The organism is Roseivivax sp. CAU 1753 (assembly GCF_054482575.1).
Genome location: NZ_JBTLRF010000005.1, coordinates 89,780 through 103,087 on the forward strand (window position 1 = coordinate 89,780; position 13,308 = coordinate 103,087).

Below are 13,308 nucleotides of genomic sequence, written 5' to 3' on the forward strand. Positions count from 1 at the left end.
CTAGCCAGCGCGGCGCGTTTGGCCAGATGCGGATTTGCGTATTTTCGAAATGGAAAGACATCAGGACAGCGCGCTGCCCTGCCGCCTTTCCATTTTCCAAATACGCGGCGCGCGATCCGCCATCCCGCGCCCCCGTCCTAGTCTTTCGGACCGATCATCTGTTCCGGCCGGACCACCGCGTCGAATGTCGCCTCGTCGACGAAGCCCAGGGCGATGGCTTCTTCCTTCAGGGTGGTGCCGTTCTTGTGGGCGGTCTTGGCGACCTTGGTGGCGTTGTCGTAGCCGATGGTCGGGGCGAGCGCCGTCACCAGCATCAGCGAATTGCGCATCAGCTCGCCGATCCGCACTTCGTTGGCGCGGATGCCCGACACCATGTTGTCGGTGAAGGCCGAGGCGCTGTCGCCCAGAAGTTGCATGCTTTGCAGCACGTTGTAGCTCATCATCGGGTTGTAGACGTTCAGTTCGAAATGCCCCTGGCTGCCGGCAAAGCCCACTGCCGCGTCGTTGCCCATCACATGCGCGCAGACCATGGTCAGCGCTTCGGCCTGGGTCGGGTTGATCTTGCCGGGCATGATTGAGGAGCCGGGCTCGTTTTCGGGCAGGATCAACTCGCCCAGGCCCGAGCGCGGGCCGGAGCCCAACAGCCGGATATCATTGGCGATCTTGAAGAGCGATGCGGCGACGGTCTTGAGCGCGCCCGAGAACATCACCATGGCGTCATGGGCGGCCAGCGCCTCGAACTTGTTGGGGGCGGTGACGAAGGGCAGGCCGGTGATCTCGGCGATGCGGGCGGCGACCTTTTCGGCCCAGCCCGTGCGGGTGTTCAGCCCGGTGCCGACCGCGGTGCCGCCCTGGGCCAGTTCGTAGATGTCCGGCAGGCAGGCCTCGACGCGCGCGATACCCTTGGCCACCTGGTGCGCGTAGCCGGAAAATTCCTGGCCCAGCGTCAGCGGCGTGGCGTCCTGCGTGTGGGTGCGGCCGATCTTGATGATGTGGTCGAACTCGCCGGATTTCGCGACCAGCGCCGCGTGCAGCTTGCGCAGGCCCGGCAGCAGCACGTCGCGGGCCTGAAGCGCGATGCCCACATGCATGGCGGTGGGAAAGGTGTCGTTCGAGGACTGGCCCATGTTGCAGTGATCGTTGGGATGCACCGGCGACTTCGAGCCCATTTCGCCGCCCAGCATCTCGATCGCGCGGTTCGAGATCACCTCGTTGGCGTTCATGTTGGACTGCGTGCCCGAGCCGGTCTGCCAGACCACCAGCGGGAAGTTGTCGTCGAACTTGCCGTCGATCACTTCCTGCGCCGCCGCCGCGATGGTCTGGCCGATCTCGGCCTCCATGTCGCCCAGCTCCACGTTGGTCAGCGCGCAGGCCTTCTTGATCGCGCCGAGGCCGCGGATGATCGGCACCGGCTGGCGTTCCCAGCCGATGGGGAAGTTCATGATCGAGCGCTGTGTTTGCGCGCCCCAGTATTTCTCGGCGGGAACCTCAAGGGGGCCGAAGCTGTCGGTCTCGGTGCGGGTCGCGGTCATGGAGCCATCCTTTCGCGGGGGAATGTATACGTATGTATGCCATCTACCCCGGTCGCGCGCGGAGGCAAAGGTCGAAATGGCGGATCGGCGCGGGCGACCGGGGCTGCGGTCAGCGCGGGCAGGTCCGGGGATGCGGGATGGCAGGCAGGAGAAGGACCGTGGGCAGGAGAAGGACCGGGGGCAGGAGAAGGACCGGGGGCAGGTGCGTCGCGGCAGGGCCGGAACGCGCGGCCCGGCGGTGCCGGATCACTTGCGGAAGCTGTCGAGGCTGACGACATCCGCGTCTTTCTTGGCCGCCTCGTCGTCGTCGTCGCCCGCGGCGTCGTCGGTCGGGGCGATATCGGCGGCATCGTCGTCGTCGTCGCTTTCCTGCGTCTCGAAGCGCAGGCCAAACTCGACCGACGGGTCCACGAAGGTCTTGATCGCGTCATAGGGGATGTACAGCCGTTCGGGCGAATCGCCAAAATTGAGCGTCACCGAGAAGCCTTCGTCGGTTACGTCGAGCGCGTCGAACCAGTGCTGCATGACCACCGTCATCTCGCCCGGGTAGCGGTCGGACAGCCAGTCGGCGAGTTCGACATCCGGATGGCCGGTGTCGAAGGTGATGAAGAAGTGGTGCTCACCCGGCAGGCCGGTGGTGGCCACGTCGCTCAGGACCTCCTGGATGAGGCCGCGCATGGCACGGTGCATGAGGTTGCCGTAATCGATGCCGCCGGTCATATGGGTTCCCTTGGGTGACCCGGCCAGCATATTGGATTCGGCGCGGAGTAAAAGGGGCAGACCGGCGCAAAATCGCAAACCCGGGCACAGCGCCGGTCAGATCAGCGCCATGATGCCGGAAAGCGTGGCCGTCGCGATCAGCGCGGGCAGGATGCCGGTCCGGCGTCCCAGCAGCAGCGCGGCGGCGACGGCCACCAGAACCAGCGCCCCGGGCGACAGCGAGGACAGGACCGGAACCTCGATTGCAAGAGGGCCGAGGGTCGCGGAGCGGGTCCGGGCGAACAGCACATGCAGCGCGAAAAACACGCCGAGATTGAGGATCACCCCGACCACCGCCGCCGTCACACCGGTGAGCGCGCCGGTCAGGGCAGGCAGGCGGCGCAGCCGGTCGATCTGCGGGGCAAGCGCGAAGATGAACAGGAAGGACGGCAGGAACATCATCCAGAGCGTGAGCAGACCGGCGGCAAGGGCGATGGGCCAGCCGCCGGCGCCGTGCCCCGCGACCATCGCCACGAATTGCGTCGCCAGGACCAGCGGGCCGGGGGTCGTTTCGGCCAGTCCCAGCGCGTCGATCATCGCCGCGGGCGTGACCCAGCTGGCATCCTGCGCCATGTAGGCCAGCGCGGCATAGGCTCCGCCAAAGCTGAGCACGGCGAGCTTGGCGAAGAAGCCCGCAATGGCAAGCAGGAAGGGCGCGTCGATCAGCGCGAGCACCGCCAGCGGCGCGAGCCAGAGCGCCGTGCCGATGACAAGCGTCGGGGTCGCCATGCGGGGCACGGGGGCGGGCACGGTGTCGGCAAGCGGCGTGCGGAACAGCCAGGCCCCGACTGCGGCGGCCAGCGCCAGCAGCGCCGGATAGGGGATCTGCGCCGCGTAGAGGCCGACAAAGGCGAAGGCGGCAAGCGCCAGCGGGGCACCGCCGAGGAGGGTCTTGCGGGTCAGCCGCCAAAGCGCCTGCGCCACGATCACGATCACCGTCGCCTGCACCCCGCGCAGCAGCGCCTCGGCGACGGGGGCTGTGCCAAGCGCGGCATAGGTCAGCGCAAGCGCCGCGATGACCGCGGCCCCCGGCAACACGAAGAGGCCGCCCGCGATCAGCCCGCCGCGCACCCCGTGGAGCCGCCATCCGGCATAGGTTGCAAGCTGCATCGCCTCGGGGCCCGGCAACAGCATGCAGAGGCTGAGCGCGTCGAGAAAGCGGCGCTCCTCGAGCCAGTCCCGGGTCTCGACCAGTTCGCGGTGCAGAAGCGCGATCTGGGCCGCGGGGCCGCCGAAGGACAGCCAGCCGATGCGGTGAAAGACACGGGCAAGGTCGGTCAGGCCGGGCGCGGGCATAGCTGTACGGCCAAGACGGGACGTTGACGGGTGCGGCAGGCGCGGCGCTGAGACGGGCCGTTTCGAGGGGTCAGGGACGGGGGCGCGACCGGACCCGGGGGTACGGGCAGCGGGGATGCGCCGGTCCTGCGTCTGTCGCTGGATTTTGAGTGTCTAGAAATTGCGGCTCACCGCAGTCTTTGGCCCGATCATTTCCGGTTTGCAGACCGGCGGGGCGCTATCGCCGAAGGCAGCGGACATCAGGCGGGCTCCTCGGTGGGACGGGCATGCGTCACCGGACAGAGCATGGCCGCGCCGGTGGCGTCAATTGCCGATTGCCGGTCGCCGATCGCGGGGCCGGAGCGCGGGGGCGGAGCGCGGCGCGCGCACGTGTGGCGGAGGGCGCGGGCGGCACGTCAGGGCGAAGAGGCGGGAATGAAGTGCAGGCTTCTGTTGCCAGGTGCCTGCGAACCCCGCCTGACCTGGCTAGAGGTCAGGACTTAAGTTTCGGTCTTGTTACTGCTTACGCAGCAACGGCGACCGGAGCATGATTGTTGTTGGCAACTATGCTTTACGGACCGATAACGGTGGTACCTCACCGAGACAAAGCAAACCCCTTTAGACGTTCGTCGATCCTATTTCGGCCCCATGGTCCCCCAACAAGGAAATTTGGTGGAGCCGCCGGGTACCGCCCCCGGGTCCGATCCGCTTATTACGAGCGCGTTTATGTCCATAGTCCCTTGCGAGACAGTAGGAACATGGACATTCCGGCACCGGATTTCAAGACGGTTTCCCGGCGGCGGTGCTGTCCGGCTCAGGGTTTGATGTAGGTATAGCCCATCTGTTGCAGTTTCGAGAGTTCGGCCACGCCCGAAGGCACGATGTCTTCTTCCCACACGTCGTAGAGGTCGTCGGAATAGCTGATCTTGCGGCCCTGCAGGGTGTTGTTGCAGACCGCGAAGTCCACGTTCTGCGACTTCAGGCCGCCAACCTGGGTCTGCAAGGTCTCGTCGGCCTTGGCGCTCATCAGAAGGCCAAGCCCGTTGCCATGCAGCACGACCTTGATCTCCATGTTCTCGGCACCCACGGCGTTGATGTGGTTCTGGATATTGCGCATCGCGCCGCGATAGGCCTTGTCGCCTTCGCCACCGTTATAGTTGATGTGATAGACGACCTTCTGCTTGCCGTAGCCGTTGTCTTGCTGGGCCATCAGCGGGCCTGCGATGACGAAGAAAAGCGCGCTTAGCGCGGCGATGAATTTTGTCATTGTCGGTCTCCTCCCTTTTCGAGTGGGACAAGACTAACATAGAAATATGCGCATCAGTCTATGTTTAATGCACCAGACTCTCATGTTTAAAGATGGCCCGGGGCGGCGCGGGCTAGGGTCGTCGTGCGGGCGGGGTTATGGCGCGGTGATCGCGCGGTGATCGCGACCTGGGGAGGGGCGGCACGCGCTCAAAGATTGGCCCCGATCAGCCAGGCCGCGAACACCGCCTCGAAGGCGAAGAACGCCCAGCCCTTCGGTTGCGGCATCTCGTCGAGCAGGTTGGACGCCAGCCGCCCGGTTCCCGCGCCCAGATAGGCCAGCCCGATCATCGCGTAGGCGATGGGGTTGCCCAGCAGGATCGCACCGACGCCAAGACCGATGAACAGCCCGCCCGCAGAGGCGCGCAGTTCGCTTTTGCCCATGTCGGACGCGCCGAATTCCAGGTCGAGCACCCGCGCCGTGTAGCCCGGCGCGAACAGCCCGAACGCGCCGAATGCGATGGTGGCCAGGGCCATTGTCAGGTTGATGAGATCGATCATGGGCCACCGTTTGCTTGCTGTTTGCTTGCTGTTTTTCCGCTATGCCTGCCAACCTAGCGCCGTTGTCGCCCGTGACGAGAGGCGCGCGACACAAGTCCCGGGTTTGGGCCATTGTCGCTGCGACCGGCACGGGTTACTTCGGAAGCTCCATCTTGAATGAACCATCCGGAACGCAAACACGATAAGGGAGGACGTCATGTTCAGGGCACTCGTTGTCGAGAAGAACGAAGAGACCGGCAAGACCAGCGCCGCGGTCAAGGAGATCGCGCTTGAAGACCTGCCCGAGGGCGAAGTCACCGTGGCGGTCGAGTATTCGACGCTGAACTACAAGGACGGGCTGTGCATCGGGCCGGGCGGCGGGCTTGTACGGAATTATCCGCATGTTCCGGGGATCGACTTCGCGGGCACCGTCGAGACATCGACCGACGACCGCTACAAACCCGGCGACCGTGTCGTGCTGACCGGCTGGCGCGTCGGCGAGGTGCATTGGGGCGGCTATGCCGAACGCGCGCGGGTCAAGGCGGACTGGCTGGTGCCGCTGCCCGAGGGGCTGAGCACCAAGCAGGCGATGGCGGTGGGCACGGCGGGCTTTACCGCGATGCTGGCGGTGATGGCGCTTGAGGACCACGGGCTGAAACCCGGGCAGGGGCCGGTTCTGGTAACCGGGGCCTCGGGCGGCGTCGGGTCGGTCGCGACCGCCATTCTGGCCAAGCTTGGCCATGAGGTCGCGGGCGTGACCGGACGGCCCGAAAGCGCCGACTACCTGCGCGATCTGGGCGCGACCGAGATCGTCCCGCGCGAAGAGATCGCCGAGACCGTCAAGCGCCCGCTCGAGGCAGAGCGCTGGGCGGGCTGCGTCGATGCGGTGGGCGGGGCCATGCTGGCGCGCGTTCTGGGGCAGATGAAATACGGCGCATCGGTTGCGGCGGTGGGGCTGGCCGGCGGCGCGGGCCTGCCCGCGACGGTGGTGCCGTTCCTGCTGCGCGGCGTGAACCTTCTGGGCATCGACAGCGTCATGCAGCCCTATGACAACCGTCTGCGCGCCTGGAAGCGGATCGCGCGCGATCTGCCGATGGACAAGCTCGAGGCGATGATCCAGCCCGCCACCCTGGCGGACCTGCCGAAGCTCGGCGACGATATCCTGCAGGGCCAGGTCCGGGGCCGGGTGCTGGTGGACGTGCGCGGCTGAGCCGGGTAGGCTCGGCACATTCAGGCGGGCCCCCGCGCGCGGACCGCGTGCGGGGTGCCGCATTGCCGGATCAGCCACGACACCGGCACGCGACCGACACGATACCGGGACGATACCGGGGTCGCAACGGAACGCGACCGGTACGAAAACGGCACGCGACCGGTGCGCGACCGGCACGAAGACGGCACGCGACCGGCACGATACCGGGACGAAACCGGGCTTGCATCGCATCGTGACGCCGACAGGTCGCATGCGGACGGTCCCGACCGGTTTCACCGGGGTCTGCTCTGACGGGCAGGTCCCGCCCGGCCCGGCCTGAGGCGGGCCGCGTCACACGGCAGGCATCGGGCGTCGCAGAACACGCCGAGCGCTGCCAAGGAACGGAAACAGAGGGAGTTCCCAAATGTCTAATGACGACATTGTCGCGGAGGGCATACCGACGCCCGATGGACACACCAACCTGATCGACACCGATTACGATATCGGACAGGACAATATCGACGGCACGATCGGCCCCATCGGGTTCGATATCCACAATCCGGTCTTTCTGATCTCGGGTGCGGGAACGGTGCTGTTCACCTTCTACGCGCTGATCTTCGACGAACAGGCGGCGGCGGTCTTCGGCGCGCTGCGTCCGTGGCTGACCTCGACCTTCGACTGGCTGTTTCTGAGCGCGGCCAACTTCTTCGTGCTGTTCTGCCTGGCGCTGATCGTGCTGCCCGTGGGCAAGGTCCGGCTGGGCGGTACCGAGGCGACGCCGGACTACACCTATCCCGGCTGGTTCGCGATGCTGTTCGCGGCGGGCATGGGCATCGGCCTGATGTTCTACGGCGTCTCGGAGCCGCTGTCGCATTTCTCGTCCTCGCTGGGCGGCACCGCCGGAGAGGCAGGGGCGCGCACCGACTGGGCCCCGCTGGGGGCTGCGGGCGGCGACGCCGAGGCCGCGGCACGGCTGGGCATGGCGGCGACGATCTTTCACTGGGGTCTGCACCCTTGGGCGATCTACGCGGTGGTGGCGCTGGCGCTGGCGCTGTTTTCCTACAACAAGGGCCTGCCGCTTTCGATCCGCTCGGCCTTCTATCCGATCTTCGGAGAGGCGGTCTGGGGCTGGGTCGGCCATGTCATCGACACCATCGCGGTGCTGGCGACGCTGTTCGGCCTGGCCACATCGTTGGGCATCGGCGCGCAGCAGGCGGCATCGGGGCTGACGGTGCTGTTCGGGTCGGGCGACGCCGCAGAGGGCACACGCGCGCTCTGGGGGATCGCCTACGGCAACACCGAGGACAGCGGCGCGGTCAATTCGAACGCGCTTCTGGTGGTGCTGATTTCGGTGATCACGCTGGTGGCGCTGGTCTCGGTGCTGCGCGGCCTCGACGGCGGCGTCAAGGTGCTGTCGGAGATCAACATGGGACTGGCGGCGCTGCTGCTGCTTTTCGTGCTGTTCGTCGGCCCGACGGTCGAGATCGTCACCGGCTTCTTTTCGGGGCTGTGGGCGTATCTGACCAACCTGCTGGCGCTGTCGAACCCGTTCGGGCGGCAGGACACCAACTTCATGCAGGGCTGGACCGCGTTCTACTGGGCCTGGTGGATTTCCTGGTCGCCCTTCGTCGGCATGTTCATCGCGCGGGTGTCGCGCGGGCGCACGGTGCGCGAGTTCGTCATCTGCGTGCTGCTGATCCCGAGCCTTGTCTGCGTGCTGTGGATGACGACCTTCGGCGGCACCGCGATCAGCCAGGTGGTCAACGACAACTACACCGCCGCGAAGGATGCGGCACTGGAGTTGCAGCTGTTTGCCATGCTGGAGGCGCTGCCGCTGGCCTCGATCACCAGCTTCATCGGCATCGTCCTGGTCATCGTCTTCTTCGTGACCTCGTCGGATTCGGGCAGCCTGGTGATCGACACGATCACCGCCGGCGGCAAGGTCGACGCGCCGGTGCCGCAGCGGGTGTTCTGGTGCCTGGTGGAAGGGGCGGTGGCCATCGCGCTGCTGCTGGGCGGCGGCCTGTCGTCGTTGCAGGCGATGGTGATCTCGACCGGACTGCCGTTCACCATCGTGCTGCTGGTCATGTGTTTCGCGATCTACAAGGGTCTGCGCAGCGAGAGGCACTGAGCCCGGGAACACCGGCAAGGTTGCCGTTCGAGGATGTCGAATGCGGGGCCCCGGGGGGCCCCGCATGCATGTCTGGCCCCGGGATCCGTGCCGGATCCGGGAGCGGGCAAGGGGGCTGCCGGCCCCCTCTTGGCCGCGGGCGGCCAATTCACCCCCCGGGCGTTTTTAGGGAAAGATGAAGCGATGCGGGTCCGCGGCGCGGTGCCAGGGGGCGAATGGCATCAAGCCGGTTGACCTTCGCGACGCAGGGCTATGTCTGGCAAGGCAAACCTGCGGTGCGGTATGATCCGTGCGTGCATGCCCCCTGACCGAAGAGGCCGCCTTGTCCGACGTATCCCCCATCCTGCTCTGGTATCGTCGCGATCTGCGGCTGTCGGATCATGCCGCGCTGACCGCCGCGGTGAACAGCGGCCGCCCGGTGATCCCGGTTTTCATCCGCGACGACCTGGTGGACCGGCTTGGCACCGCGCCGCAATGGCGTCTGGGGCTGGGGCTGGGGGCGCTGGCCACGGCGCTGGAGGACAAGGGATCGCGGCTGGTCTTGCGGGCGGGGCCGCCGCTGGAAGTGTTGCAGGCGCTGGCCCGCGAGACCGGCGCGGGCGCGGTCTACTGGACCCGGGCCTATGACCCCGACGCGGTCGAGCGCGATACGCGGGTCAAGTCGGGGCTGAAGGATGCGGGGCTCGGGGCCGAGAGTTTCGGCGGGCACCTGATGTTCGAGCCCTGGAGCGTCGAGACCCAGCAGGGCGGCTATTACAAGGTCTACACGCCGTTCTGGCGGTCGGTGAAGGACCGCGACGTGGCAGAGCCGGTGGCGGCGCCCGCGGCGATCGCGCCGCCGGACAGCTGGCCCGGGAGCGATGCGCTGGGCGATTGGGCGCTTGGCGCGGCGATGGACCGGGGGGCCGCGGTGGTGCGCCCCTACGTGCAGCTGGGCGAGGCGGCGGCGCAGTCGCGGCTGGGTGTCTTCATGGCGCACAAGGTCGCCGATTACGACGCGGGCCGCGATCTGCCCGCCGAGGACGGCACCTCGAACCTGTCGGAGAACCTGGCGCTGGGCGAGATCACCCCGGCGCAGTGCTGGCATGCCGGGGTGCGGGCGCGCGCGGCGGGCAAGGCGGGGGCAGAGACCTTTCTGAAAGAGCTGGTCTGGCGCGAGTTCGCCTATCACCTGGTGTGGCACACGCCGCGCATCACCACCGACAACTGGCGCGAGGACTGGAACGCCTTTCCGTGGAACGAGGACGAGCGACTGGCCGAGGTCAAGGCGTGGAAGCAGGGGCGTACCGGCATGGCCTTCGTCGACGCGGCGATGCGCGAGATGTACGTGACGGGCCGGATGCACAACCGGGGCCGGATGATCGTGGCCTCGTATCTGTGCAAGCACCTGATGTGCCACTGGCGCATCGGGCAGCGCTGGTTCGAGGACTGTCTGATCGACTGGGACCCGGCCTCGAACGCGATGGGCTGGCAATGGTCGGCGGGGTCGGGCCCCGATGCGACGCCCTATTTCCGGGTCTTCAACCCCGAGACGCAGCTGGACCGCTTCGACAAGCAGCGGGTCTACGTGAACCGCTGGATCGCCGAGGGGCAGGACACCCCGCCCGACACCGCGCTGAGCTATTTCAAGGCGATCCCGCGGTCCTGGCCGATGTCGGCGGGGGATGACTACCCCGAGCCGATCGTCGCGGCCGACGAGGGCCGCAAGCGCGCGCTCGAGGCGTATGAAAACCGCGACTTCTAGGCCGCGGGCGCGGGCCCGGCTTGTGGGGACGCATCCGCCCGTCATATCATTGAATTTCATCACCCAAGGCGCTGCGTGCCCGGCGGGTGACACCGGAGACCGAGCCATGATCCTTGACGACACAACCGGCCAGCAGGACCTGCCGCGCTATTTCCCGCAGGTCTTTGCCATGGCCCGGGAGATGAACAACGGGCGCATCGACTTCGTGCTGCCCGACGGGCGGACGTTTCGCGCCGAAGGCCGCAATCCCGGTCCGGTGGCGGTTCTGCAGGTGCATAACGACGATCTGTTCGCCCGGCTGATCCGCGAGGGCGACATGGGGTTCTGCGAGGCCTATCTGGACGGCTGGTGGTCGACGCCGGACCTGATGGGCTTCATGGATCTGGTCCATGCGGACAATGAGGACATCTATGACGGATTTCCCGGCATGGGGCTGGTGCGTCTGTATGAAAACCTGCGCTTCTGGTGGCAGTCCAACTCGAAGCGGCAGGCGCGCAGGAACATTTCGCATCACTACGATCTGGGCAACGATTTCTACGGGCTCTGGCTGGATGACACGATGACCTATTCCTCGGCCAAGTTCGAGACCGGGCAGGAGGACCTCGAACGGGCGCAGACGCAGAAATATGCCTCGATGATCGACCAGATGGGGGCAAAGCCCGGGGATCACGTGCTCGAGATCGGCTGCGGCTGGGGCGGGTTTGCCGAATATGCCGCGAAAGAGCGGGGGCTGCGGGTGACCGGGCTGACCATTTCGGAGGAACAGTTCAACTATGCCCGGGACCGCATCCGCCGCGCGGGCCTCGAGGATCGGGTCGATTTCAAGCTGCAGGACTACCGCGACGAGCGCGGCAGCTACGACGGCATCGCGTCGATCGAGATGTTCGAGGCGGTGGGCGAGAAATACTGGCCGGTCTATTTCGACACCGTGAAGAAGCGCCTGAAGCCCGGTGCCAACGCAACCCTGCAGATCATCACCGTCCAGCATCGCCGCTGGCACGTCTACAAGCGCGGGCCGGACTTCATCCAGAAATACATCTTTCCGGGCGGCATGTTGCCGTCGCCGGTGGTGCTGCGCGACGAGATCCGGCGCGCGGGCCTCGACATCGTCCGTTCGGTCGAGTTCGGAGAGAGCTATTCGCAGACCCTGCGTCGCTGGCACGACACGTTCAACGAAAAATGGGATGAGGTGCAGCGATTGGGGTTTGACGATCGCTTCCGGCGCATGTGGAACTTCTACCTGACGTCCTGTGCCGCGACATTCGCGTCGGGAAACTGCGACGTCACGCAGATCACGTTGCAGCGTCCGAGTTGAGAGGGTCATGCCAACAGCACCGAAACTGGTCGCGGCTTTGTTGCTTGCGGCATTGGCCTATGCCGCCTCTGAAATGATCAAGCCGATGTTGCCGTCCAGCACGGTCTTCGGCTGGTTTTCAGAGGTCGACGCACTGGTCGGCTTCTTTCTTGGCTGGCGTCTGATCGGGGCCAGAGCCGGGGGCGGCACGTCGGCGGCGATCACCAATGGCATCACCGGCACCACGATGATGGTGCTGTCGTGCCTGTTTGTGCAATCGGTCAACACCATGGTCGAGGATTCGCTGGAGCGGAAGTTCGACAACATCTTCGAGGCGATCAACAGCACGATCGCCAACTTCATCGAATACGGCGCTTACGTGCTGACGCCAAACGTGCTTGGCCTGTTGGTGCTGGGGGCGATCATCGTCGGAATAGCGGTCGAAATCTCAAGCCACTACTGGCGCTGACGTGACCCGGTATTTCCTTTACGGAACGCTGCGGCATGCGCCGCTGTTTGCGGTGGTGGCCGGGGGCGCGGCGGACACGACGCCGGCGCGGCTTGACGATCATGCGGTGTACTGGGTCAAGAACGCGGCCTATCCGGTGATCCGCGGGGCGGCGGGCGATGTGGCCCACGGGCAGATGATCGAGGTTGGCCCCGAGATGGCCGCGCGGCTGGATTTCTACGAGGCGGGCTTTGGCTACCGTGCCGAGACGCGCACGGTCACCACCGGGCAGGGTCCGCAAGAGGTCTGGGTCTATTTTCCCGATCACACGCCCGAGCCCGATGCGCCGTTCGACATCGACGACTGGGCCGCGCGCTGGGGCGACATCGCCACCGGGGCCGCCGCCGAGATCATGGCCCGCCACGGGCGCGAGACGGCAGAGGACGCACACGCGCTCTGGCCGGTTTTCGCGGCCCGCGCCTGGGGGCGGCAGATGGCGCAGGAGGCGGCACCGGCGACGTTGCGCAGCGCCATGTCTCTGGCCGATATCGCCCGTTTCGCCCATGCGCCGGGCGGCTGGGACGGGTTTTTCCGTCTGCGCCGCTTTTCGGTGCAGTATCCGCATTTCCGCGGCGGCCAGTCCGAAGAGGTCACCCGCGAGGCGTTCTGCGCCTTCGATGCGGCGCTGGTGCTGCCCTATGATCCGGTCACCGACCAGGTCCTGTTGATCGAGCAGTTCCGCTATGGTCCGCTGATGCGCGACGATCCGCGCCCCTGGGTTCTGGAGCCTGTGGCCGGGCTGGTCGATGCCGGGGAAGCGCCCATCGAGGCGGCCCGGCGCGAGGCGGTCGAAGAGGCGCATCTGAGCCTGCGCGACATCCGCCCGATGCTGAAGGTCTATGCCTCGCCCGGCTATTCGACGGAATTTTTCCATTGTTTCCTGGGGCTTGCGGACCTGTCAGACCGGGACGTCATGCATGGCGGGCTGGATGACGAGCACGAGGATATCCGCAGTCACGTCATCGGGTTCGACCGCGCCATGGCGCTGGTCGAGACGGGTGAAATCAATGCCGGGCCGCTGGCCATGATGCTGCTGTGGCTGGCGCGGGAAAGGGCCGGGCTGCGCGCATCCGCTTGAGTTCCCGCCAAGG

At 66.5% G+C, this 13,308-nt stretch carries 11 protein-coding genes and 1 other RNA gene; 6 read left to right on the forward strand and 6 right to left on the reverse strand.

Annotation, left to right across the window (positions count from 1 at the left end; genetic code table 11):
* Positions 1-137: 137 nt before the first annotated feature.
* The 6 genes from fumC to ACXYMN_RS12050 form a co-directional block, all read right to left on the reverse strand.
* Positions 138-1,532: a class II fumarate hydratase gene (gene fumC, locus ACXYMN_RS12025; RefSeq protein WP_459013911.1), complete on the reverse strand. Its 1,395-nt coding sequence runs from the start codon at positions 1,530-1,532 to the stop codon at positions 138-140.
* 246 nt (positions 1,533-1,778) lie between these two features.
* On the reverse strand, positions 1,779-2,252 hold the full coding sequence (locus tag ACXYMN_RS12030) for an SspB family protein (protein WP_459013912.1): 474 nt from the start codon (positions 2,250-2,252) through the stop codon (positions 1,779-1,781).
* A 96-nt stretch (positions 2,253-2,348) separates the two neighbouring features.
* On the reverse strand, positions 2,349-3,587 hold the full coding sequence (gene chrA, locus ACXYMN_RS12035; RefSeq protein ID WP_459013913.1) for a chromate efflux transporter: 1,239 nt from the start codon (positions 3,585-3,587) through the stop codon (positions 2,349-2,351).
* A 418-nt stretch (positions 3,588-4,005) separates the two neighbouring features.
* Positions 4,006-4,354, reverse strand: a transfer-messenger RNA (tmRNA) gene (ssrA, locus tag ACXYMN_RS12040).
* Between the two features lie 26 nt (positions 4,355-4,380).
* Complete coding sequence (locus ACXYMN_RS12045) at positions 4,381-4,833, reverse strand: DsrE family protein (RefSeq protein ID WP_459013914.1); 453 nt, start codon at positions 4,831-4,833, stop codon at positions 4,381-4,383.
* Between the two features lie 188 nt (positions 4,834-5,021).
* The gene (locus tag ACXYMN_RS12050; protein WP_459013915.1) at positions 5,022-5,372 is read right to left on the reverse strand and encodes a DUF4345 family protein; all 351 of its coding nucleotides are present in this window, start codon (positions 5,370-5,372) and stop codon (positions 5,022-5,024) included.
* 196 nt (positions 5,373-5,568) lie between these two features.
* Between ACXYMN_RS12050 and acuI the strand changes: the two genes are divergently transcribed.
* The 6 genes from acuI (at position 5,569) to ACXYMN_RS12080 (ending at position 13,295) form a co-directional block, all read left to right on the forward strand.
* Positions 5,569-6,561, forward strand: coding sequence for an acryloyl-CoA reductase (gene acuI / locus ACXYMN_RS12055; protein ID WP_459013916.1), 993 nt, complete (start codon positions 5,569-5,571; stop codon positions 6,559-6,561).
* A 403-nt stretch (positions 6,562-6,964) separates the two neighbouring features.
* On the forward strand, positions 6,965-8,671 hold the full coding sequence (locus ACXYMN_RS12060; RefSeq protein WP_459013918.1) for a BCCT family transporter: 1,707 nt from the start codon (positions 6,965-6,967) through the stop codon (positions 8,669-8,671).
* A gap of 322 nt (positions 8,672-8,993) precedes the next feature.
* The gene (locus ACXYMN_RS12065) at positions 8,994-10,415 is read left to right on the forward strand and encodes a cryptochrome/photolyase family protein (RefSeq protein ID WP_459013919.1); all 1,422 of its coding nucleotides are present in this window, start codon (positions 8,994-8,996) and stop codon (positions 10,413-10,415) included.
* Between the two features lie 106 nt (positions 10,416-10,521).
* A complete protein-coding gene (locus ACXYMN_RS12070) occupies positions 10,522-11,730 on the forward strand; it encodes a class I SAM-dependent methyltransferase (protein WP_459013920.1) in 1,209 nt (402 codons plus the stop codon).
* A 7-nt stretch (positions 11,731-11,737) separates the two neighbouring features.
* Positions 11,738-12,178, forward strand: a complete 441-nt coding sequence (locus tag ACXYMN_RS12075) for a TrgA family protein (protein ID WP_459013921.1) — start codon at positions 11,738-11,740, stop codon at positions 12,176-12,178.
* A 1-nt stretch (position 12,179) separates the two neighbouring features.
* Positions 12,180-13,295, forward strand: a complete 1,116-nt coding sequence (locus ACXYMN_RS12080; RefSeq protein WP_459013922.1) for a gamma-glutamylcyclotransferase — start codon at positions 12,180-12,182, stop codon at positions 13,293-13,295.
* The last annotated feature ends 13 nt before the right edge of the window (positions 13,296-13,308 follow it).

What these genes read in the sequence shown, in the direction of transcription:
- fumC (WP_459013911.1), bottom strand. Translation starts at nt 1,532, where the DNA reads ATGACCGCGACCCGCACCGAGACCGACAGCTTCGGCCCCCTTGAGGTT.
- ACXYMN_RS12030 (WP_459013912.1), bottom strand. Translation starts at nt 2,252, where the DNA reads ATGACCGGCGGCATCGATTACGGCAACCTCATGCACCGTGCCATGCGC.
- chrA (WP_459013913.1), bottom strand. Translation starts at nt 3,587, where the DNA reads ATGCCCGCGCCCGGCCTGACCGACCTTGCCCGTGTCTTTCACCGCATC.
- ACXYMN_RS12045 (WP_459013914.1), bottom strand. Translation starts at nt 4,833, where the DNA reads ATGACAAAATTCATCGCCGCGCTAAGCGCGCTTTTCTTCGTCATCGCA.
- ACXYMN_RS12050 (WP_459013915.1), bottom strand. Translation starts at nt 5,372, where the DNA reads ATGATCGATCTCATCAACCTGACAATGGCCCTGGCCACCATCGCATTC.
- acuI (WP_459013916.1), top strand. Translation starts at nt 5,569, where the DNA reads ATGTTCAGGGCACTCGTTGTCGAGAAGAACGAAGAGACCGGCAAGACC.
- ACXYMN_RS12060 (WP_459013918.1), top strand. Translation starts at nt 6,965, where the DNA reads ATGTCTAATGACGACATTGTCGCGGAGGGCATACCGACGCCCGATGGA.
- ACXYMN_RS12070 (WP_459013920.1), top strand. Translation starts at nt 10,522, where the DNA reads ATGATCCTTGACGACACAACCGGCCAGCAGGACCTGCCGCGCTATTTC.
- ACXYMN_RS12075 (WP_459013921.1), top strand. Translation starts at nt 11,738, where the DNA reads ATGCCAACAGCACCGAAACTGGTCGCGGCTTTGTTGCTTGCGGCATTG.